19 protein-coding genes are annotated in these 21,885 nt (G+C 42.2%); 10 read left to right on the forward strand and 9 right to left on the reverse strand.

All coding sequences use genetic code 11. The features are described 5' to 3' along the window. Positions 1-115: 115 nt before the first annotated feature. Together pgm and seqA are read right to left on the reverse strand one after the other, a co-directional pair. Complete coding sequence (gene pgm, locus MSG37_RS16145; RefSeq protein ID WP_248471685.1) at positions 116-1,759, reverse strand: phosphoglucomutase (alpha-D-glucose-1,6-bisphosphate-dependent); 1,644 nt, start codon at positions 1,757-1,759, stop codon at positions 116-118. Between the two features lie 168 nt (positions 1,760-1,927). Continuing rightward, positions 1,928-2,482 carry a replication initiation negative regulator SeqA gene (gene seqA, locus MSG37_RS16150; protein WP_248471686.1) on the reverse strand — a complete coding sequence of 185 codons (555 nt, stop codon included), beginning with the start codon at positions 2,480-2,482 and terminating at the stop codon, positions 1,928-1,930. 276 nt (positions 2,483-2,758) lie between these two features. Between seqA and MSG37_RS16155 the strand changes: the two genes are divergently transcribed. The 9 genes from MSG37_RS16155 to MSG37_RS16195 all read left to right on the forward strand — a co-directional run bounded on the left by MSG37_RS16155 (position 2,759) and on the right by MSG37_RS16195 (position 10,306). Beyond that, positions 2,759-3,556, forward strand: coding sequence for an alpha/beta fold hydrolase (locus tag MSG37_RS16155; RefSeq protein ID WP_248471687.1), 798 nt, complete (start codon positions 2,759-2,761; stop codon positions 3,554-3,556). A 69-nt stretch (positions 3,557-3,625) separates the two neighbouring features. Next, positions 3,626-3,847, forward strand: a complete 222-nt coding sequence (locus MSG37_RS16160; protein ID WP_028768924.1) for a DUF2788 domain-containing protein — start codon at positions 3,626-3,628, stop codon at positions 3,845-3,847. Positions 3,848-3,858: 11 nt separating this feature from the next. Further along, positions 3,859-4,131 carry a LexA regulated protein gene (gene ybfE, locus MSG37_RS16165; RefSeq protein WP_248471688.1) on the forward strand — a complete coding sequence of 91 codons (273 nt, stop codon included), beginning with the start codon at positions 3,859-3,861 and terminating at the stop codon, positions 4,129-4,131. Between the two features lie 56 nt (positions 4,132-4,187). Then, positions 4,188-4,715 (forward strand): flavodoxin FldA, encoded by a 528-nt coding sequence (fldA, locus tag MSG37_RS16170; protein ID WP_248471689.1) that lies wholly within the window; start codon positions 4,188-4,190, stop codon positions 4,713-4,715. Positions 4,716-4,855: 140 nt separating this feature from the next. Beyond that, entirely contained in the window at positions 4,856-6,049 is a 1,194-nt protein-coding gene (gene earP, locus MSG37_RS16175) for an elongation factor P maturation arginine rhamnosyltransferase EarP (RefSeq protein WP_248471690.1), read from the forward strand. Between the two features lie 44 nt (positions 6,050-6,093). Beyond that, positions 6,094-6,654 (forward strand): elongation factor P, encoded by a 561-nt coding sequence (efp, locus tag MSG37_RS16180; protein ID WP_220781648.1) that lies wholly within the window; start codon positions 6,094-6,096, stop codon positions 6,652-6,654. 352 nt (positions 6,655-7,006) lie between these two features. Further along, positions 7,007-8,221, forward strand: coding sequence for a pyridoxal phosphate-dependent aminotransferase (locus MSG37_RS16185; protein WP_248471691.1), 1,215 nt, complete (start codon positions 7,007-7,009; stop codon positions 8,219-8,221). Between the two features lie 145 nt (positions 8,222-8,366). Beyond that, positions 8,367-8,954 (forward strand): 5'-deoxynucleotidase, encoded by a 588-nt coding sequence (gene yfbR, locus MSG37_RS16190; RefSeq protein ID WP_248471692.1) that lies wholly within the window; start codon positions 8,367-8,369, stop codon positions 8,952-8,954. A gap of 17 nt (positions 8,955-8,971) precedes the next feature. Beyond that, a complete protein-coding gene (locus tag MSG37_RS16195; protein WP_248471693.1) occupies positions 8,972-10,306 on the forward strand; it encodes an anti-phage deoxyguanosine triphosphatase in 1,335 nt (444 codons plus the stop codon). Between the two features lie 84 nt (positions 10,307-10,390). Here the strand turns inward: MSG37_RS16195 and MSG37_RS16200 are convergent, their stop codons facing one another. Then, positions 10,391-11,014 carry a YchE family NAAT transporter gene (locus MSG37_RS16200; RefSeq protein ID WP_248471694.1) on the reverse strand — a complete coding sequence of 208 codons (624 nt, stop codon included), beginning with the start codon at positions 11,012-11,014 and terminating at the stop codon, positions 10,391-10,393. A 331-nt stretch (positions 11,015-11,345) separates the two neighbouring features. Between MSG37_RS16200 and adhE the strand changes: the two genes are divergently transcribed. Beyond that, positions 11,346-13,961 carry a bifunctional acetaldehyde-CoA/alcohol dehydrogenase gene (gene adhE, locus MSG37_RS16205; protein WP_248471695.1) on the forward strand — a complete coding sequence of 872 codons (2,616 nt, stop codon included), beginning with the start codon at positions 11,346-11,348 and terminating at the stop codon, positions 13,959-13,961. A 108-nt stretch (positions 13,962-14,069) separates the two neighbouring features. Here the strand turns inward: adhE and MSG37_RS16210 are convergent, their stop codons facing one another. The 6 genes from MSG37_RS16210 to MSG37_RS16235 all read right to left on the reverse strand — a co-directional run bounded on the left by MSG37_RS16210 (position 14,070) and on the right by MSG37_RS16235 (position 21,836). Beyond that, positions 14,070-14,525, reverse strand: coding sequence for a DUF2809 domain-containing protein (locus tag MSG37_RS16210; RefSeq protein ID WP_248471696.1), 456 nt, complete (start codon positions 14,523-14,525; stop codon positions 14,070-14,072). Further along, a complete protein-coding gene (creD, locus tag MSG37_RS16215) occupies positions 14,512-15,909 on the reverse strand; it encodes a cell envelope integrity protein CreD (RefSeq protein ID WP_248471697.1) in 1,398 nt (465 codons plus the stop codon). The genes MSG37_RS16210 and creD overlap by 14 nt, the downstream gene beginning before the upstream one ends. 73 nt (positions 15,910-15,982) lie before the next feature. Further along, positions 15,983-17,455, reverse strand: coding sequence for a two-component system sensor histidine kinase CreC (gene creC / locus MSG37_RS16220; protein WP_248471698.1), 1,473 nt, complete (start codon positions 17,453-17,455; stop codon positions 15,983-15,985). Beyond that, positions 17,452-18,189 carry a response regulator gene (locus MSG37_RS16225; protein WP_248471699.1) on the reverse strand — a complete coding sequence of 246 codons (738 nt, stop codon included), beginning with the start codon at positions 18,187-18,189 and terminating at the stop codon, positions 17,452-17,454. The genes creC and MSG37_RS16225 overlap by 4 nt, the downstream gene beginning before the upstream one ends. A gap of 316 nt (positions 18,190-18,505) precedes the next feature. Further along, complete coding sequence (locus MSG37_RS16230; RefSeq protein WP_248471700.1) at positions 18,506-20,689, reverse strand: malate synthase G; 2,184 nt, start codon at positions 20,687-20,689, stop codon at positions 18,506-18,508. A 202-nt stretch (positions 20,690-20,891) separates the two neighbouring features. Beyond that, positions 20,892-21,836, reverse strand: a complete 945-nt coding sequence (locus MSG37_RS16235) for a LysR family transcriptional regulator (protein ID WP_248471701.1) — start codon at positions 21,834-21,836, stop codon at positions 20,892-20,894. Between the last annotated feature and the right edge of the window lie 49 nt (positions 21,837-21,885).

The raw sequence follows: 21,885 nt of genomic DNA on the forward strand, positions 1-21,885 counted from the left end.
ATTAAACGTACTTCAGGCAAAGCCTAATTGATGATAACCACCTACTGAAGTAGGTGGTTTAGGGCTGAAAATAAAAAGGCACCCTAAGGTGCCTTTTTGATTCTACAAATCTAGATTACTTTAACGCATCAGCCACAATCGCTTGCGCTTCAGCAAGTAAGGTCGCCAAATGGGCTTCACTTACAAAGCTTTCAGCGTAAAGCTTAAATAAAGCTTCAGTACCTGACGGACGGACCGCAAACCAACCGTTGTCGGTAACCACTTTAATGCCGCCTATCGCTGCGTTATTACCTGGTGCATGAGTTAGTTTTTGCAAAATACTATCTCCAGCAAGGGTATCGGCAGTAATAGCTTTAGCATCGATTTTTGAAAATTTAGCTTTGTCTTCTAGGCTCACAGGGCTATCAATTCGTTGGTAATAACTTTTTCCAAACTGCGCTTCAAGCTCATCATATCGCTGTTGTGGCGTTTTACCAGTAACAGCAAGAATCTCAGCAGCTAACAAACAAAGAATAAAACCATCTTTATCTGTACACCAAGTGCTACCGTCTTTTCTTAAAAATGCTGCACCAGCACTTTCTTCACCACCGAACGCAAACTCGCTATTAGCTAAGCCGTCAACAAACCACTTAAAGCCAACTGGCACTTCAGCCATTTGCTTATTAAGCAAGGCACAGACTTTATCGATCATCGCACTTGATACCAGTGTTTTACCAATCACCATCTCGGCAGTCCACATAGGGCGATGGGTAACAAGGTAATCAATTGCAACAGCAAGAAAATGATTAGGGTTCATCAAACCACTGCCAGGGCAAACAATACCGTGGCGGTCGAAATCTGGATCATTACCCAAACATAAATCAAAATTATCTTTGTGTTTTAATAAGCCTGCCATGGCATATGGAGACGAACAATCCATACGGATTTTACCGTCTTTATCAAGCGGCATAAATGCAAAACTAGGATCGACACTTTGGTTCACAACCGTAAGATCAATGCCGTAATGCGCAGCGATAGGCTGCCAGTAGTCGATACCTGAGCCACCCAGTGGATCAATGCCTAACTTTATCTTGGAATCTGCAATAGCCTGCATATCGATGACATTGGCAAGATCTTCAACATAAGGTGTAATTAAATCTTTTTCTGTCAGCAATTCGCTTACTAACGCATCTTGGTAACTTATCTGCTTAACGCCAATGAGATTATTTGCAAGATATGCATTTGCTTTATCTTGGATCCAATTGGTGATCTCACCTTCTGCAGGGCCACCATGAGGCGGATTGTATTTAATCCCGCCGTCTTGAGGCGGATTATGCGATGGGGTAACAATCAAACCATCAACCAAAGCCTGATCTGATTGATTTTTATTGGCACAAATAATCGCATGAGAAACAACCGGTGTAGGTGTGAATCCGTCATTCTTATGAATCACGACCTTAACACCATTCGCCACCAATACCTCAATAACTGAAATAGCAGCAGGCTGAGATAATGCGTGGGTATCGATACCTAGAATTAGCTGACCAGTGATGTTCGCTTGTATGCGGTAATCTGCGACAGCTTGGGCAATTGCGACGATGTGTGCTTCATTGAAACTACTATTTACAGCACTACCACGATGGCCAGATGTACCAAAGGTGACTTGTTGTGTCACATCTTCAACATTGGGTTTTAAGCGGTAATATAGGCTAACGAGTTTTGGGATATTGACCAAATCCTTTTGCTCAGCAATCAATCCTGCTCTCTTGTGTGTAGCCAAGTACGTTCTCCTTTATGGCGTTGTAATAAAACTCTGAACTTTTAAAAGTTTCAGGTTACAGCTTTTATATTAACAATTTATGTCTGCCTTAAAGCCGACAAAGGTTTGCCGATGTTGAGCAAACCTTGAGTTAATGATGTTTAACGATTCAGAATTTACAATTAACCGTTAAATTTTAGCTGCAATTTCACTTATCTGCACTTCATCAGTACCAAACTGCATTAACACTTCTGACAAAATAGTACGCTTTTTAGCAGTGTTATTATTGGTTGTGACCCAAAATCCACTTTGGCCTATCTCTTTAGGGTTAGCAGACTTGCTGGCTTTCAATAGTGCTTCTTTTGAAGTCGCGAAATATAAGCGGTCACGACCTTGGATCTGTAATACCTGCTCAAATTGCTTAGGCGATGCTAAATACACAGTGTCTAGAATAAACAAAAAACGCCCTACAGCTCCTTTCTGATTAGCTAGTAGCTCTGCATCAATTAGCTGATTAAAATCAGAGACCGCTTTTACTGCAGCAACAGGCTTTTTAACTACCTTTTCCACCTTAGGAGTTTGTTCAAGGCTTGGATGACTGATCTCTTCAGGAGCATCTTCAACCACAGATTCAACCTGTAATCCCAATATACGGCGCAAAATATCCGAAGCGCTCTCGCCAATTTGTTCTGTTTTACTGGCGATGTGTCGATAAAGCTCTTCATCAACTTCGATATATTTCATAATGGTAGTCTTCCTTAAGTAGAAAAGCGGAATAGCGTTGTTTCAATGCGATCGATCGCAAACGATCCCGAATTATTCGCCCAGTGTAGCGAGGTTTAGTGCCTTGATAAAGCGCCATTAAATGAAAACTGCGATCCAACTGTAAAAGAATTCATTTAACAAGCGATCTTTGCCGATATTTTCTCCTTTGCTGGCGATTTTATGACTAATAGTTGGTTTTCTTTCTCAACCAAGGCACAATCTGCGCCAAATTTCCGTTCCTAAGGCAGCCAGAAAATGCATTACACCACCAGTGGCCAAGGACCCGTTGTTATTCTTATTCACGGCCTTTTTGGCGACCTCGATAATTTAAAAGCGCTCAGCAAAGAGTTGGAAACCGACTATACAGTGATGCGTGTTGATGTGCTCAACCATGGCGCAAGTCCACATGTCAGCGCAATGAATTATCAAAGCCTAGCTGACAACATGGCGGACTTTATCAGGCAGCTTTGTAGTGAGTATGGATGTGACAACGTGACGCTTGTTGGACACTCTATGGGCGGTAAGATTGCCATGGCAACAGCACTTAACTACCCGCAATGGGTGAATAAGTTAGTGGTTGCCGATATTGCCCCTGTTAGCTACCAAAGCCGCCATGACGCTGTATTTGCTGCATTAGAAAGCATGCCAGTTAATGAACTTACCGATCGCCGTCAAGCCTTAGCCCACATGCAAGCATCGGGCATTGATGATGGCACCGCGCAGTTTTTATTAAAATCATTAACTAGAACAGCTACTGGTTTTGCGTGGAAAATGAATCTTTCGGGACTTAACAGCAGTTATCCAGACATTATTGCCTGGCCAGAGTTTGGCGCTGTCTATCAAGGCCCTTGCCTATTTATCCGCGGCGGAGATTCTGATTACGTTACAGCGGAGCACCGCCAAGCGATTATGAGCCAATTCCCAAATGTAAAAGCCAAAACTATTGCTGGCACCGGTCATTGGTTACATGCTCAAAAAGCCAACATTTTTAATCGTATAGTTAAAGATTTCCTCACTAGCAAGTATGGTAATTTTCGCGAGAGAAACATGTAAAGCTTATAGCCGCTCGAAAACTTATATGGTATATTCCCGCAACTTTTTTGGCCTAGAAAGGAATGGCAAATGCTAATGCAATATATGGAACAGATTGAAGCACTCGGCTTAAACCTGTTTTTTGCAGCCATTTTCTTTTTTATCGGTATGGCCATTCAAGATGTACTCAAGCAAGGTAAAGTGCCAAAGTTTGGGCGTTACATCGTTTGGCTAGTGTTATTTCTCGGCTGTGCCGGGTTTATTGCAAAAGGGATTATACAGATGACCTGGGAAGGCTCAGGTATCGGGTAAATACGAATTCAATGGCAAAAGAAACATCAGATAGAACCACCATTGATCTGTTTGCAACAGAAAAGCGACGTGGTAGGCCTCGCAGCAATCCGTTGCCGCGCGACCAACAGCTCAAAATTAATAAAAGAAACCAGATTCAGCGTGACCGAGCTAACGGATTAAAGCGAATAGAGTTAAAGGTGTCACAAGATTTGTACGACGCCTTGAATGAACAAGCTGTGGCCAGTAATATCAGCCGCAGCCAACTAATCGAATCTATACTACAAAAGCAGGTTAGTAACTAACCCACTTTTTATATACGTGCACCATTAATAGTTAACTAGATATTAAAGGAACAACAATGGCAACTGTAGGTCTTTTTTTCGGGTCTGATACAGGCAACACCGAAGCCGTCGCCAAAATGATCCAGAAAAAACTGGGCAAGCAAATGGTTGAGGTAAAAGATATTGCCAAAAGTACCAAGGAACAAATCGCAGATTACGATCTGTTGATTTTCGGCATTCCAACTTGGTATTACGGTGAAGCGCAATGTGATTGGGACGATTTCTTCCCAGAACTTGAGCAAATTGATTTTGAAGATAAATTAGTCGCAATCTTTGGTTGTGGTGATCAGGAAGATTACGCAGAGTACTTCCTTGACGCTATGGGCATGGTGAACGAAATCGTTGAAGCGCGTGGCGCTGTTGTAATTGGTCACTGGCCAACTGCAGGTTACGATTTTGAAGAATCAAAAGGCCTAGCAGATGAAAACCACTTTGTTGGTTTAGGTATCGATGAAGATCGTCAACCAGAACTAACTGAAGAGCGCGTTGATGCTTGGGTTAAACAGATCTACGAAGAGATGTGTTTAGCAGAGCTAGAAGACTAACAAAATTCGCTAAAGTATTTTTGCTTTAGTATTTTTGATAGTAAAAGCGGCATATTATTATGCCGCTTTTTTGTCCGCGTTGTTAGCGTGTCGGTTTAATTGGACTCTTGCACTAAGAGTCGCACCGTGAGTGTTGTAACATGGTAAGTGTTTCGTCTACTGAGCATTGGGACATTTTTTGTGCTGTTGTCGATAACTATGGTGATATCGGTGTCACTTGGCGCCTAGCTAAGCAATTAGCTAATGAAAAACAGATTGATATTACACTTTGGGTCGATGACTTAAATAGCTTTTCGCATATCTTACCCCAGCTCGATCCGCAACTTACCACCCAAGTTCATTACGGGATCACCATCAATCAATGGACGGTGCCTTTAGCTCTGACCTATCAGCCAGGTGCTGTTTTGATTGAAGCATTTGCCTGCGAACTGCCAGATGAAGTCAAAACTGTACTGTTAAAACTCCATAGTGATTACAAAGCAGATAGCAGTAAACAAAAGCCACCAGTGTGGATTAACCTTGAGTACCTCAGTGCTGAGTCTTGGGTCGAAGGCTGCCATGGTTTACCCTCTATGCAGCCAAGCGGATTAAAGAAGCACTTTTATTTCCCTGGTTTTACAGATAAAACTGGTGGTCTGCTTTGTGAAGGTGCATTACTAAAGCAGCGCGAAGAATGGCAAAACGACCCGCAAAATAAAATGGCATTGTTTGCACAATTAGGCCTTACGGGCATAAAGCTGCAAGATAAAGTCATTAGTGTGTTTAGCTATGAGTCCTCTGCCCTTCTCGCCCTGTGTCAACATTGGCAGCAAAGTGAACAAACAACTCATGCGCTCATCCCAAAAGGAAGAAGCCTGAATAGTTTACGTTCAATCTTGCCATCGCAGGTAGACCAGTTAACTAGCGGTGAACAGATAAAGCTCGGTAATTTAGTCATCCACATTTTGCCAATGACAGATCAAGAGGGCTACGATAAGCTACTTTGGAGCTGTGATTTTAATATTGTGCGCGGTGAAGATTCGTTCTTACGTGCCCAATGGGCTGCAAAACCGTTCATTTGGCACATTTATGTACAAGAAGATGACTATCATCTAATAAAATTAGATGCCTTTATGCAGCTTTACTGTAATAATCTGCCGCCAGAATTAGCTAAAAGCTGGAAAGCGCTCAATCTTGCCTTTAACCAAGAGCAAGACACACAGGCGATCCAGCACTGGCAACAAATTAATTTAGCCAATTTGCCGTTGCTGCAACATGCAGCTCAATGGCCAATTGACGCGATAAATGATGTAGATCTTGTTTCTCGACTAGTTCAATTCGTCAAAAATAGCTAAGATACTACGTTTAAATAGAAAAACCTAAAATAGGAAATAGTATAATGAAAACTGCTCATGAACTCCGTCCTGGTAACGTGATCATGTTAGATGGCAGCCCATGGGTTGTTCAAAAAACTGAAACAACTCGTTCTGGCCGTAACGCTGCTATCGTTAAATTAAAGCTTAAGCACGTTCTACAAGATTCTACTACTGAAAGCACCTTCAAAGGTGAAGACAAGATGGAAGATATCATTCTAGAGCGTCTAGACTGTACTTACTCTTACTTTGCTGATCCTATGTATGTATTCATGGATGCTGAATACAACCAGTACGACGTTGAAGCTGAAAACCTAGGTGATGCTGCAGCATACATCGTTGACGGTATGGAAGAGAACTGCCAAGTAACTTTCTACGAAGGTAAAGCAATCTCTGTTGAACTACCAACTTCAGTAGTACGTGAAGTAACTTACACTGAGCCTTCAGCTCGTGGCGATACTTCAGGTAAAGTAATGAAGCCAGCGACTATCACTGGTGGCGGTACATTAAGTGTTGCTGATTTCGTTAAGACTGGCGACATGATTGAAATTGACACTCGTACTAACGAGTTCAAAAAGCGCGTTTAATCTTAACCACGCTTATTAAAAGCCAGCATTTGCTGGCTTTTTTGTATTTAAAATTTATGGCTGTAATTTAGCCACTTGATACCAGCTAAGCCGATATTTTTAAAATGCTAAATTAGGCTTTATATTGCGGCTTGTTGTTACTTTGCCACCACTCACACTATAAAAAACCGTCAAAACAGCATAAAACACTACCCTACTAAGTATTAAAGCCCGTAAATAAGATCATATTCTTTTTTAACCCATCAAATTAGGCATTTAATCCTTTATTTGTTGTTTGATTTTAGCTATTGTGCCAGCAACTAAGCCAAATAAGCATTTGGCTCATATTTATAGAAGCATTTTCGAGGTGTAGATGCGCCCAATTATCAAATCCAATAAACTAGATTCTGTGTGTTATGACATTCGTGGTCCAGTGCATAAAGAAGCCCGTCGACTAGAAGACGAAGGTCACCGTATTCTGAAGCTGAACATAGGTAACCCTGCCCCATTTGGATTTGAGGCCCCAGAAGAGATCGTACGTGATGTGATCTTGAATCTACCAAGTGCACAAGGCTACTGTGAATCTAAAGGCTTGTTCTCTGCACGTAAAGCAATTGTACAGCACTATCAATCTCAAGGTATTTTCGGTGTTGATATCGAAGATATCTACATAGGTAACGGTGTATCTGAACTGATTGTTATGGCAATGCAAGGCCTACTAAACAGCGGCGATGAAATTTTAGTGCCATCTCCAGATTATCCACTCTGGACAGCAGCAGTACATTTATCAGGTGGTAAAGCCCAGCACTATCGCTGTGATGAAGAGTCTGACTGGTTCCCAGATCTTGAAGATATCAAAAGTAAGATCACCCCAAGAACCCGCGGTATTGTGTTAATTAACCCAAATAACCCTACTGGCGCAGTTTATTCAAAAGAACTGATCTTGGAAGTGATTGAGCTATGTCGTCAAAACGATATGATTTTGTTTGCCGATGAGATCTACGACAAGATTTTATACGATGAAGCAGTACATATTCCTGCCGCAAGCTTATCTGACGATATCTTAACCGTTACCTTTAACGGCCTATCAAAAGTATACCGCGCAGCTGGCTTCCGTGTTGGTTGGATGATGCTAACCGGTAACCTGAAAGCGGCTAAAAGCTACGTAGAAGGACTAGATATGCTGGCCTCTATGCGTCTATGCGCAAACGTACCAAGCCAGCACGCGATTCAAACTGCATTAGGTGGTTATCAGAGCATTCAAGAATTAGTGCAGCCAGGTGGCCGTTTGCGCGTTCAACGTGATGCCTGTGTTGAAATGCTCAATTCTATCCCTGGTGTTAGCGTTAAAACACCAAAGGGCGCGTTATATGCTTTCGCAAAGCTTGATCAAAAGAAATTTAACCTTCGAGATGACGAGCGTTTAGTTCTGGATTTACTAAAAGATCGAAAGATCCTCTTAGTACAAGGCTCTGCCTTTAACTATCCAGAGCCAGATCATGTCCGGGTAGTATTCCTACCGTACAAAGAAGAGTTAACCAAAGCGCTATCAGAGTTTGGTGACTTCTTAGGTAACTACAAGCAATAATTGTAGCCTTACAAAAACATTGCTAAAAGATAATTAATCTATTTATCAATGTTTAACAATTAAAAACGACCTTAGGGTCGTTTTTTTATATATTAACTATGCTAGTCTCAAGGAGTCATCGTCAGTGCTAAATTAAAGGAAGATTATGAGTCATTTATTTGCCCACTTAGCTAGAATGAAATTAATTCAACGCTGGCCACTTATGTACAATGTAAGAACAGAAAATGTACAAGAGCACTCCTTACAAGTCGCTATGGTCGCCCACTCTCTGGCAATTATTAGCAACAAAATATTTGATGGCAATTACGATCCATACCAGGCCGCAACCATTGCCATATTTCACGATGCCAGTGAGATTTTAACCGGTGATCTCCCTACCCCAGTAAAATACTTCAATAAAGAAATCGAAGCTGAATACAAAAAGATTGAAGCCATCGCCGAGCAACGTTTGCTTGAAATGGTGCCAGATGAGTTTAAGCAAGATTACCAAGCACTGTTAACCAGTGAACACGCTGATCCCGAATACAAAGCGTTAGTAAAATCGGCAGACACACTTTGCGCTTATCTAAAATGTTTAGAAGAAAAACGCGCCGGCAATAGCGAGTTTAATACGGCTCAAAAGCGCCTAGAACAGCGACTTAAAAGCGATACAAACCCAGCGGTCAGCTATTTTATTGAACACTTTATTCCCAGCTTTACCCTAGATTTAGACGATATCAATAAATTGCTTTAATGCCTTGAGGAAACTGCATGACAGATCCAGTATGGAATGAGCGACGCTTAGGCGAAGACAAGCAAAGACGTAATGATCACCGCAGCCCGTTTCAACGCGACCGCGCTCGCATTCTGCACTCGGCCGCTTTTCGGCGTTTACAAGCCAAAACGCAAGTGCTTGGGGTAGGCATGAATGACTTTTATCGCACTCGCCTTACCCATTCTTTAGAAGTATCACAAATTGGCACAGGTATTTGCGCGCAGCTTAAACAAAAACAGCCACAATATGATCCACTACTCGACTCAATGAGTTTGATTGAATCCCTGTGTCTGGCCCATGATATTGGTCACCCGCCGTTTGGTCATGGTGGTGAAGTCGCACTCAATTACATGATGCGTGAACACGGTGGATTTGAAGGAAATGGGCAAACGTTTCGAATACTTACCGGTTTAGAGCCCTACACCGAATATTTTGGTATGAACCTATGCCGACGAACTTTACTTGGGATCTTAAAATACCCTGCGCCGTACAGCCAACTTTGTAGTACGGACAAACACACCAAAGTTGAAAAGTTCAGGCAATTAAAACCCGCTGACTGGACGCCAGTTAAAGGTATTTTCGATGATGATCTAGCTATCCTTAACTGGGTGCTTGAACCCCTGTCTCAATCGGATAAAGCACTATTTTTATCCAGCTACGCTCCCGAGAACAGCAAGCATAAGCGTACTCGCTTTAAATCGTTAGATTGCTCGATTATGGAGCTCGCTGACGATATCGCTTACGCTGTACACGATTTAGAAGATGCCATAGTAATGGGGATAGCCAATGAATCACAATGGCGCAGTGATGTTACTCAGGCCTTAGCTGATACCGATGATGAATGGATAAAGCATGAGTTTGCTACGATAAGCCAGCGTTTATTCTCGGTTAAACACCATGAGCGCAAAGATGCTATAGGCACTTTAGTGAACGGCTTTGTTACTGCTATTTCTATTGGACAAATCGACGGCTTTGAAGAGCCTCTTCTTAAATACAACGCGGTATTAGAACCTGCTTTTGACAATGCGCTTAGCGTGTTAAAGCAGTTTGTGTTTAAGTATGTGATCCGCAAACCAGAGATCCAAATGCTGGAATACAAAGGTCAGCAGATTGTCATGGAGCTATTTGAAGCCTTTATTTCTGATCCTGAGCGACTCCTGCCACTCAATACTCAAGAGCGTTGGCTAGCAACAGAGGCCAAACACGGTAACAGTCACCGAGTTATTGCTGACTATATTTCCGGCATGACAGATGAATTTGCCGCTAAGTTGCATCAACATCTATTTAGCGCAAAATCTGGGTCAATGATGGAGCTTAATAGTGAGTTTTAGTGAATTAAATTAAGGTAGATAGTTTCACGTAGATAGCAAAAAGGCACTCAATGAGTGCCTTTATCATTTGACAGCTATGTTTTATCAGCCTGGGAAAAATCCTTTCACACCAGCGGCAATAACCTCAATACCAATGGAAAGCATTAATAGACCCATTAGACGGGTAATAACGTTAATACCTGTGTTACCGAGGATTTTAAAGATAATTGGCGCCATTCTAAACAGAGTAAAACTGAGTAAACCAAATAGAATCACAGTGATAGACATACCAATAAGGTTTTCTAAACTGTTATGCTCAGCAGCCGATACAATAACCGAACTAATTGCACCTGGACCTGCCATTAACGGCAAAGCTAACGGCACAACCGCAACAGATTCCATACCCGATGCTTCACGGTCTTCTTCTTTGTTACGCTTTACTTCACCAAGTTTACCTTGCAGCATCGACATCGCGATAATTGCAATCAAGGTACCGCCAGCGATCCTAAAAGCAGACAGCGATATACTAAACATATTTAAGATATGTTGGCCTGCAAATATTGTCACTAGCAAAATCACCACCACAGCAAAGTTAGCGACTTTACCGGTATGGTTACGCTCGGCTTCAGTTTGGTGGCTGGTTAAGCTCACAAAAACCGGTAACAATCCAAATGGATTAATTATCGCAATTAAGCCAAGAAAAAATTTAACATAGAGTGTTAAATCCAACGTCTTACCCTCAACGCGCCCAAGGCGTTATGTGTTCATAAAAAAATGTGGCGCTACTCTAACTCATGACTCTTAAAACCAAAAATGAGATTTTCTATCCTAAATCACAACTTTGAATAATAGTTATCACTTTACAAATTCATCACTGTCTTTAAATCACAATATCTTGTCGCCATTATGGTTATAAAATTACAAAAAGCAGGCTAAGTGAGCGTTGCATCACAGAAAACAACCGTCATTAAGTGTAATTTTTCTTCATAGGTAGAATTTTAGAGCAACCGAGAATGTTTAGCCAAATTAGGTTTGGCTAAATTTTTTCAGGATTGCGACTATGACAATAACCAATGAGCAACAACTCAATCTATTAGTTGAGCGAGTAAAAGCCGCGCAACAGATATTTGCCAACTACTCTCAGCAAGAAGTCGATAAAATCTTTCGAGCCGCAGCACTTGCTGCAGCTGATGCGCGGATCTCGCTGGCCAAAATGGCTGCAAGCGAAACCCAAATGGGTGTGATTGAAGATAAGGTCATTAAAAACCATTTTGCGTCCGAGTATATTTACAATAAATACAAGGATGAAAAAACCTGCGGCATATTATCTGAAGATCCCACATTCGGTACTATCACCATAGCCGAACCGGTCGGCATTATCTGTGGCATAGTGCCAACAACAAACCCTACCTCAACCGCAATATTTAAAGCACTCATTAGCCTTAAAACCCGCAACGGGATTATTTTCTCGCCGCATCCTCGAGCTAAACAATCAACCACAACAGCAGCTCGAATAGTGTTAGAAGCCGCCATAGCAGCTGGAGCCCCCAAAGATATTATAGGCTGGATAGATGAGCCTTCTGTTGGGCTATCGAATCAATTAATGACTCATGATGACATTAACCTCATTTTAGCAACAGGTGGGCCAGGCATGGTCAAAGCCGCCTATTCATCAGGTAAACCTGCGATAGGTGTCGGTGCTGGAAACACGCCGATAGTCATTGATGAAACGGCAGATATTAAGCGCGCTGTCAGTTCAATTTTGATGTCGAAGACATTCGACAATGGCGTTGTGTGCGCATCAGAGCAAGCCGTGGTTGTTATTGATTCGGTTTATGACGAAGTTAAGCAGCGTTTTGCCAGTCACGGCGGTTATCTTTTAAGCCCTGCCGAAACCCAAGCCATGCAATCAGTTATTTTGAAAAATGGCGGGCTAAATGCTGACATCGTCGGCCAAAGTGCGGCTAAAATCGCTGAAATGGCCGGTATTCAAGTACATAAGTCAACTAAGGTGTTAATAGGTGAAGTCACAGATATTGATAACGCTGAAGCCTTTGCTCACGAAAAATTATCGCCGCTCCTCGCCATGTACCGTGCAGCAAATTTTGAAGATGCGCTGGATAAAGCTGACGCGCTGGTGAAATTGGGCGGTATAGGCCATACATCAGGGCTTTATACCGATCAAGATACCCAAAGCGAGCGCATCAACGCGTTTGGCTTTAGAATGAAAACCGCCAGAATTTTAATCAATACCCCTGCATCCCAAGGCGGTATTGGCGATCTTTATAATTTTAAACTGGCGCCGTCGCTCACTCTAGGCTGCGGCTCTTGGGGCGGCAACTCAATTTCAGAAAATGTTGGACCAAGTCATTTAATAAACAAAAAGATGGTCGCTAAAAGGGCTGAAAATATGTTGTGGCACAAACTCCCCTCTTCTATTTATTTCCGCCGCGGCAGTTTGCCAATCGCATTAGAAGAGCTTAGCGACAAAAAGCGCGCGTTAATCGTTACCGACAAATACTTGTTCAACAACGGCTACTGCGATGAAACCATCAAAATCCTCAAAGGTCTAGGCCTTGAAACTGAAATCTTCTATGAGGTAGAAGCCGACCCAACCATGCAGATTGTTAAGCAAGGCGCTAAAGTAGCGCAAAGCTTCCAGCCTGACGTGATTATTGCTCTCGGTGGTGGTTCCCCAATGGATGCGGCTAAAATCATTTGGGTGATGTACGAGCATCCAGATGTTGATTTTGCCGACTTAGCGCTGCGCTTTATGGATATCACTAAACGGATTTATAAATTTCCAAAACTTGGACGTAAAGCCAAGATGGTAGCCATCCCAACAACTTCAGGTACTGGCTCAGAAGTCACACCCTTTGCCGTAGTAACCGATGAACAAACTGGGATGAAATACCCTATCGCTGACTACGAACTAACGCCTAATATGGCAATTGTTGACCCAAATCTAGTCATGGACATGCCAAAGTCACTTACCGCTTTTGGTGGCATCGATGCCATTACCCATGCGTTAGAGGCCTATGTCAGCGTAATGGCAAATGAATATAGCGACGGCCAAGCACTGCAGGCACTGGACTTATTATTTAAGCATTTGCCAAATGCCTATACTCATGGTGCTAATGCCCCGGTTGCCCGTGAAAAAGTGCATAACGGTGCCACCATTGCGGGAATAGCCTTTGCCAATGCCTTCTTAGGTATTTGTCACTCTATGGCGCATAAACTTGGAGCGGAGTTCCATTTAGCCCATGGTTTAGCAAATGCACTACTGATCAGCAATGTCATTCGCTTCAATGCTACCGACATGCCAACCAAACAAGCGGCATTTAGCCAATATGATAGACCGAAAGCTCTTTGCCGTTATGCAAAGATTGCTGAATACTTAAAACTGGAAAACGCGACAGGCGAAGGCATTAGTGATGAAGAAAAAGTCGAAGCGCTCATTAAAAAAATTGATGAGCTCAAGGAGGCGATTGGCATTCCATGCTCAATCCAAGCAGCAGGCGTTAACGAAGCCGACTTCCTCGCCAAACTCGACGAATTAGCCGAAGACGCTTTTGACGATCAATGTACTGGTGCAAACCCGCGTTATCCACTGATCGCTGAGCTAAAACAAGTGTTGTTAGCCAGCTATTATGGTAACGATTACAGCGATGAGTAGTTCACAGTACTGCTAACTAACACAGATCTTAATCGATAAAACCTAGCCAAAATTGACTAGGTTTTATCTTTTATAACATTGGTATTATCAGTTTTTACCGCGCAGTATTTACCCTACCATTTTAGCCGAAACTCTCCTATCTAATAACCACTCAATAACCATACATAAAACTCCACCAGTTAGGTAAGCGATTAAATCTAGCCAATCAAATATCGCGCCTAAAATGGTACCCATCACGGTTCCAGGTTCGATACCAAGTAACTTAGGTACGTTAAAGTATTGGGCAAACTCAACACTAAAGGCTATTGATAGCGTAATAGAAACTAACGCTCGACTATTAAGCTTAAAAAAGCTCGCTAGTAAATAATATAACCATACCACGACCAACACATCTCCGACTATCGGCCTAATAAATGTGTCGCGAACAAAAACAGCGATAAATATAAGTACGAGTAAAAAACCTAAGCTAATTAATGCTTTTTCTAAACAAAACCTAAAGTAAAGCTCTCCGTTCGCGAGCTGCTTGTCGTTCGCTTTAGCAAGCTGCACCTTATTGACTTTCATTATCAAGCTCAACTTCAGCACCTTTAGCTACATCCGCAACTACATCCGAGTGTGCGGTACTTTTTGCATACCAGTCGACATTTCTCGTCATCACCATTAATAAGCTCAAAATCGCAAAACATAATAAACTGCCCATCAGTAACGCATAACTTTCAGCTTGTAGTAATCCAAACAACAAACCATAAAGACCCATTAAACACAGACCAAATAGCCTTCCATGCTTGGCGTTAGCCAACATGCCGCCAACATAAATACTCAGCAATAGAGTTGAAGCAATAGCCGACAAAATGTAAGCCCAATTAAAGCCAATGTGTTCGCTCAGTGAGATAATTAATAAGTAGAATAATGCTAAAGCTAAACCAACAAAACCGTATTGCACTGGGTGCATTGGCCGTGCTTGAAACAGCTCTAGTAAAAAGAAGCTTGCAAACACCAATGTAATGACTAACAGTGAATAATTAACCGCTCGATGTGATTTAAGGTAATGATCAACTGGCTCAATTAAATCAACGCCCATTTGGCGGCGCTCTAATTCGGCGCAAGCGGCTTTATCAACCATGCAATGCTCGAACAGTTGACTGATATTTGAAGAAAAATTATTGCTTACCCATTGTGCGTTAAAGCCATTATCAGAAATGGTCGACGAAATAGGTAAAAAATCGCCCGTAAAACTTGGATGCGGCCACGCAGACCGCATCGCGATGTTTGACTCTTTACCAATAGGGCTGACTTGAATCGACTCCATACCTTGCAATAAAAAGCTAAAATCAAATTTTAATGGCTGCAATTTAATCTTTGCATCTTTGTTATCACTAAGTGCCAATAACTGAGTTAAATCGAGATTAGTATGAAAGCCTTGAGCAATTTGGTTAAGCCCTGTGCCAGGCTGGACTTCGATAGTGTTACCATCAAGCTGCATTTTATTGAGCTTGATAAGGCCTCGACTATCGGCTACCCCAACCACCATGGAAATACTATTAATTTTTTCTGGTTCCATCGCTGTAATTGGATTTAAATCAAACGAGCCCGTTAAATGACTATCCGCTTTATAAAGACGCGCCTGATAGATCCCCCGGTACTTGGCATAACTATCAAGCTCTGTATCAAAGTTGAACACCTCCGGCAAAATATACTTACGATGCTCGCTAAAATAGCTCTTGCCCTCATGATTAACGACTTCGGTGAAATTAACGACAATAAAAGGTCCTATGATCCTTTGTTCACCAGTACTACTGCGTGCAATTTCACTTCGCACTTCTTCTAAACGATAAGAACGCTCCGAAATTAAATCACTTACCATGGTCATGGGGATCTGCAGTAACACAAACAATAAAAGTACAAAGCCGAATTTATTTACGACTTGATTATTAAGTATTTTTTTCACGGATAATTCTCCAATTGTTGAGATCTGAATTTTAAAATCAACAATTGGAGTTAAAATGGAGCGAATGTGGAGATTAGATGGAGTTTCGAGTCAAAGGTAAAACTATGGTGACTTTAACGCCCTGCATTAGGTTTTCTATTTTGAGGTTGCCCTGATGCAATTTAACCACTTGTTCTACAAAGTTAAGCCCAAGACCGGTACTTTTAATGCCGTTTTTGCGCGGCAATGAATAAAAACGTTCGATAATACGCGGCATCGCATAATCCGGGATCTGTGGTCCGGTATTATAAATGGCCAGTTCAAGCTCTTTGTCCCTTGTAATAATTGACCATGTGATCTCGCCGCCTAGATCAACAAAATCAATTGCATTATCCATCACGTTATACAGTGCTTGTTTAAATAGAAAATTATCGCCAAGTAAGCGGTATTCACTAGGTTGATCGGCAGATAATGGCACCTCAATCTGGCATGTAACAGATTTACTGATAAAGCGAACCTCTGATCCCAGATTAACTTCCTGTATCATTTCAATAAGGTTCATTGGCGCCAATGCATCTAATTGCGGACGCTTCTCTAATCGAGTTAACTCTAGCAGTTTATCGATTAAAGACTGCATGCGATTAGTTTCGCGCTCAATATTGGCTGAAAATCGGGTAACCTTATCTGCTGGTAATGGCGATTGCAGTATTTCACTGGCCCCTTTTATCGCAGACAGCGGACTTTTGAGTTCATGGGTTAGGGTTTCAACATACTGCTCGACATATTTTTTACCGTCAATTTGCTCGCGCATTTTTTCTAATGCATGACTCAAATTGGCATATTCATAGAAAACTCGAAATGTCGGTTTAACCACTTTTTCACCACGACCCATTTTATCAGCATAGTCTTCTAACTTATGCAGCGCTGAATGGATGCGCCAAGAAAACAAAGCCCCCGCAATCAACACTAAACCGCTCATTAGTAGCATCCAATACAACACATTACGCTTAGAAAGGTCGATATAGGGCTGGACTGAGCGGTTGGCTTTAGCGACTGTAACACTGCCGATAATGTTTTTGTTATGGTAGATAGGCGCAGCAACATGCATTACGGTTGATAAAGGATCGTTTGGATCTTCCGTGGTACTGCGCGCACCATATTGGCCCCGCAAAGTAAGGTACACATCATTCCACTGCGAATAATCTGCACCGACGTCTTGCTGCCAAGAGTCGGCGACCACTATGCCGTTTTTATCGGTAATATAAATTCTATGATTGAGCGCCTTTTTGCCAAGTTCCCACATCCGGGCTTCAGGCTCGCGCTGGCCATAAGCCGCTAGTAACTTAGAGAAACGGCTTTCAGAGATCCGGTCATTCGCGACCTCTTCCTCAGCTAAAACGGCTAACAAGTTAGCCATGTCGATAAGTGTCTCTTCGGTAGTTTGTCTAACAGTTGGTTTAAGCTCTTGAATAACCGTGGTACTCACCATGTAAGCGGTGATCCCAACTAAGATAAAGTACAGGGAGAATAATCTTAACCCTAATGGGATCTTTGGCCAGCGCATCATAGAGATAAGCTCTCTTGAAAAAAATAGCCAAACCCGCGTTTAGTCTTAATAGAATCAGCTAAAGCAAAAGGTTTGAGTTTGTGGCGAATTGCTTTGATATGTGAATCGACATTACGTTCATATGAGGCGGAGGGCGAGATATCGGCAGCAATGAGTAACTGCTCACGACTTAATACATTAGCGCTGTGGTTAATTAACTTATCTAGGATTTTGAATTCAACTGCGGTTAAGCCCAGCATTTTTCCATCAACACAATAATCAAAATTAACTGATGTTAAACGGCCTGTGTTTGCGCTTGTGCTTGGTTTGGTTGATTGAGGCTTAACATCAATAACGGGAGCAGCCACCTGACTAGCAGCAATAAAAGTCGGCTTTTTAATGCGTAATTTAATGCGGGCAAGCATTTCACGTGGGCTAAATGGCTTAGTCATATAGTCATCAGCGCCAATCTCTAATCCAACAACACGGTCAATTTCATCATTTCTTGCGGTTAAGAAAATAATCGCCACATCAGAGAACTCACGTATGGTTTTACAAAGCTCAAAACCGTTCACATCAGGCAAGCCGACATCAAGCACCACCAGGTCTACCGTATTATCGGTTATATAGGCGAGCCCTTGTTCACCGGTTGCAAACCAACAAACGTTAAAACCATCCATTTCCAAAACATGTATTAGATTGTCTGCAATGGCAGGCTCGTCTTCAATAATCACAACTGTCGCTTTAGCGCTCAACGAATTAACCCTTTATCATTATTTATGGGCAACAAGCTTAACGTAGAGCGAGTGTATAAATCGACATAAAAATCATATTGTTGAGCCTTAGTTCTTTAACAATAAAGTTCGACTATTTACTTGATAAATGATGGCGTAATAAAGCTAAAGCAAATCTCACTAACAATTACCCTGATGTATTTTTTGTCAGCTCAGTATTCCAAGCACCATACCGGAGAGCATTCACTTACCGCAATGTTTTGCAAAAATACATAAAAAATCCGCTATGGGTATTAACACATAACGGATCACTGTCGATGATTAGGTGAAGATAAACCTAGTTAGTATTAACATTGGCCTTAGCTTGCTTTCGGTAAGCATGTAATAAAGGCTCGGTGTAACCAGAGGGTTGCTGCGTACCTTTAAAAATCAAATCGCAAGCCGCTTTAAAGGCGATTCCCTCAAAACTAGGTGCCATACTGATATATTCGCTATCAGCCTGATTTTGCTTATCTACTACTAGCGCCATCTTTTTAAGTGATGCCATCACTTCTTCCTCTGTACAAACACCATGGTGTAGCCAATTAGCAAGATATTGCGAAGAAATACGTAACGTCGCCCTGTCTTCCATTAAACCTACGTTATTGATATCAGGTACTTTTGAGCAACCTACGCCTTGGTCAATCCAGCGCACCACGTAACCTAAAATACCTTGAGCGTTATTATCAAGCTCAAACTGCTTTTGCTCGGCCGTAAGCACATGATCAGCTTCCATCAAAGGCAAGGTCAGCAGATCATCTAAACTTGCGCGCTGCCTGTTTGCTAACTCATTTTGAACATCAGCGACACTCACTTGATGATAATGAGTTGAGTGTAGCACCGCACCGTTTGGCGACGGCACCCATGCGGTATTAGCACCAGCTTGTGGGTGACCAATCTTTTGTTCGAGCATAGCCGCCATTTCATCCGGCATTGGCCACATACCCTTGCCTATTTGCGAGCGGCCTTGCAGTCCACACTCTAAGCCGATATCGACATTCCAATCTTCATAAGCTTTTATCCAAGCTTGTTGTTTCATTACAGATTTGGCAACGAATGGCCCGGCCAACATAGAGGTGTGAATTTCATCACCGGTTCTGTCTAAAAAGCCGGTATTAATAAATACCACACGCTCTCTAGCGGCCCGAATACACTCTTTAAGATTAACCGTTGTGCGGCGTTCTTCATCCATAATGCCAACTTTGATGGTATTGCGAGAAAGCTTGAGCGCATCTTCTATTCGGCTAAACAATTCGCAAGTAAATGCAACTTCTTCAGGGCCATGCATTTTAGGTTTAACAATATTGATTGAGCCTTTACGACTATTCCCACGCTGATTGTTGTTACCTTTCAAATCATGCAAAGCGGCAAAAGCCGTTACCATGCCATCTAAAAAGCCTTCAGGTACTTCATTACCATCTTTATCAAGTACCGCATCTATGGTCATTAGGTGACCAACATTACGCACAAACAGCAGGCTTCTTCCTGGTAAGCTTAACTGCTGCCCGTTAGGAGCAATATATTGTCGGTCATTGTTTAGCTCACGAACGATCTCTTTGCCATTCTTGACAAGTTTTGCAGTCAAGCGCCCTTGCATTAATCCGAGCCAGTTTTGGTAAACCTCTACTTTATCTTCAGCATCAACGGCGGCGACAGAATCCTCACAATCCATAATGGTTGTCACGGCAGCCTCAACTAAAAGATCTTTAACTCCTGCTAGATCAGATTTACCCACCAGATGATTGCGATCAATTTGGATCTCAATATGTAGGCCATTATTGACAATAAGAATTGCAGAAGGATCTGATTGTTCGCCATTAAAACCCGCGAACTTACTAGCTGTAGTTAGTTCAGTTGTATCACCGCTATCAAGTTTCGCTTTTAATACACCGCTTTCAATAAAGTATTGAGTGACGTTAGCGTGGGAACCATTGACTAACTGTACTGCGGTATCAAGGTGCTGCTTAGCAAAAGCAATCACTTTATCACCGCGCTTAGGGTTGTATTCTTTGGTCAGTTCAGCCCCATCGGCGTCGCTAATTGCGTCAGTACCATAAAGCGCATCGTACAAACTACCCCATCTCGCATTGGCTGCATTAAGGGCAAATCGTGCGTTTTTGACCGGTACAACTAGCTGAGGACCAGCTTGGCTGGTGATCTCGTTATCAACATTTTCGGTACTAATAGAAAACGCCGCGCCTTCTGCAACTAGATAACCAATATCAGTTAAAAAGGCTTTATAAGCGCCTAAATCAAATGGCTTGCTGCTATTTCCAAGATGCCATTCGTCTATTTGCTGTTGCAGCTGCTCGCGTTTTGCCAATAATGCTTGATTGACGGGGCCGAGATCATTAACGATTGCCTCAAATTTTCTCCAAAAGAGCTGTGAACTAATCCCGGTGCCAGGGCAAATTTCGCTATCAACCAACTCCCATAGTGACTTTGCTATCTGCAATCCACCTACTCGAATACGTGCTGTCATAGTGTGCCCTTCTTTTCTGTAAAACCATTTACGCTAAAGATGTCCGTTTGTATCGAAACCTTTTCTCTACTCTTACCAGCCTATACTGTTAAGCCGCCATTTATAAAATTTATACTCTTTATCCCCACTATTCACGATAGTTATCAAAAACCGCTAATTTGCGTATAAAAACAACAAAAATGAAAATAGATTACCTTTCTTGCTAGCCACGGCCAAAACTGTCTGCGGTTTGAGTTATTAATTGGCGCATCCATTTGTGAGCTGGATTATGTTGAAGCAATGGGCTCCAAGCCATAGTGAGTGCAATAGGTTGGATAACAAAAGGTGGCGGAACAATACAAACTCGCTCGTTATTCTCGTGCTGCTTAGCCATTTTACTTGGTATGGTAGCGATCAAATCTTGTTGCTCTGCCAACAAACAAGCCGCTTGATAATGGCGAGTAAATACGGTGATCCGTCGCTGCACGCCTATCTTTGTTAATGCTTCATCAACCCATCCCAAACGTTGTACGTCACCGGGATCCATACCGACACCAACTCCCATGCCTGTTTTACTCACCCAAACATGATTAGCTTTTAAATAACTATCCAGAGAGAATTTATCCAGAACAGGATTTGTCTTACTAATCAGACAACTAAAGTCATCACTCCATAATACCTTTTGATGAAATGACTGCGGAATACTATCAAATCGGTTGATCACCATATCAACCCGTCCCTGCTCGACATCAGGAAAGCTCACATCACTTGGCGTCATAATATCTAAGATAACATTAGGCGCCTCAGTACGCAGTCTTGCGATCAGTGGTGGTAGCAAAGTCGCCTCGGCGTAATCACTTGCCATAACACGAAACACTTGCTCACTTTCTGCGGCATTAAACTCTGCGCGCGGTTGCACAGCTTTCTCAAGTCCAATAATCAGTTCGCTAATTGTCGGTTGTAATTCTTGCGCGCGCTCTGTAGGTGTCATGCCTTGGCTGGTTCTTATCAGCAGCGGATCATCAAATAATGTACGCAATCTTTTTAAGCCATTACTCATTGCTGGTTGGCTAATTCCCAGTTGATCCGCCGCCTTTGTAACATTTCTTTCACGTAACAAAACATCCAAATAAACCAATAGATTCAGGTCAATACGAGATATATTCATGAGATAAATACCGACAATAGAGACTATAAATTAGACTTATTTAAACAAA

The sequence above is a fragment of the Shewanella sp. 1CM18E genome (assembly GCF_023161665.1).
In the GTDB taxonomy this organism is placed as follows: Bacteria; Pseudomonadota; Gammaproteobacteria; order Enterobacterales; family Shewanellaceae; genus Shewanella.

Bases quoted from the DNA above. Each gene is read 5' to 3' on its own strand.
- seqA (WP_248471686.1), bottom strand. From the start codon at position 2,482: ATGAAATATATCGAAGTTGATGAAGAGCTTTATCGACACATCGCCAGT.
- MSG37_RS16155 (WP_248471687.1), top strand. From the start codon at position 2,759: ATGCATTACACCACCAGTGGCCAAGGACCCGTTGTTATTCTTATTCAC.
- MSG37_RS16160 (WP_028768924.1), top strand. From the start codon at position 3,626: ATGCTAATGCAATATATGGAACAGATTGAAGCACTCGGCTTAAACCTG.
- ybfE (WP_248471688.1), top strand. From the start codon at position 3,859: ATGGCAAAAGAAACATCAGATAGAACCACCATTGATCTGTTTGCAACA.
- fldA (WP_248471689.1), top strand. From the start codon at position 4,188: ATGGCAACTGTAGGTCTTTTTTTCGGGTCTGATACAGGCAACACCGAA.
- earP (WP_248471690.1), top strand. From the start codon at position 4,856: ATGGTAAGTGTTTCGTCTACTGAGCATTGGGACATTTTTTGTGCTGTT.
- efp (WP_220781648.1), top strand. From the start codon at position 6,094: ATGAAAACTGCTCATGAACTCCGTCCTGGTAACGTGATCATGTTAGAT.
- MSG37_RS16185 (WP_248471691.1), top strand. From the start codon at position 7,007: ATGCGCCCAATTATCAAATCCAATAAACTAGATTCTGTGTGTTATGAC.
- yfbR (WP_248471692.1), top strand. From the start codon at position 8,367: ATGAGTCATTTATTTGCCCACTTAGCTAGAATGAAATTAATTCAACGC.
- MSG37_RS16195 (WP_248471693.1), top strand. From the start codon at position 8,972: ATGACAGATCCAGTATGGAATGAGCGACGCTTAGGCGAAGACAAGCAA.
- adhE (WP_248471695.1), top strand. From the start codon at position 11,346: ATGACAATAACCAATGAGCAACAACTCAATCTATTAGTTGAGCGAGTA.
- MSG37_RS16210 (WP_248471696.1), bottom strand. From the start codon at position 14,525: ATGAAAGTCAATAAGGTGCAGCTTGCTAAAGCGAACGACAAGCAGCTC.
- creC (WP_248471698.1), bottom strand. From the start codon at position 17,455: ATGATGCGCTGGCCAAAGATCCCATTAGGGTTAAGATTATTCTCCCTG.
- MSG37_RS16230 (WP_248471700.1), bottom strand. From the start codon at position 20,689: ATGACAGCACGTATTCGAGTAGGTGGATTGCAGATAGCAAAGTCACTA.
- MSG37_RS16235 (WP_248471701.1), bottom strand. From the start codon at position 21,836: ATGAATATATCTCGTATTGACCTGAATCTATTGGTTTATTTGGATGTT.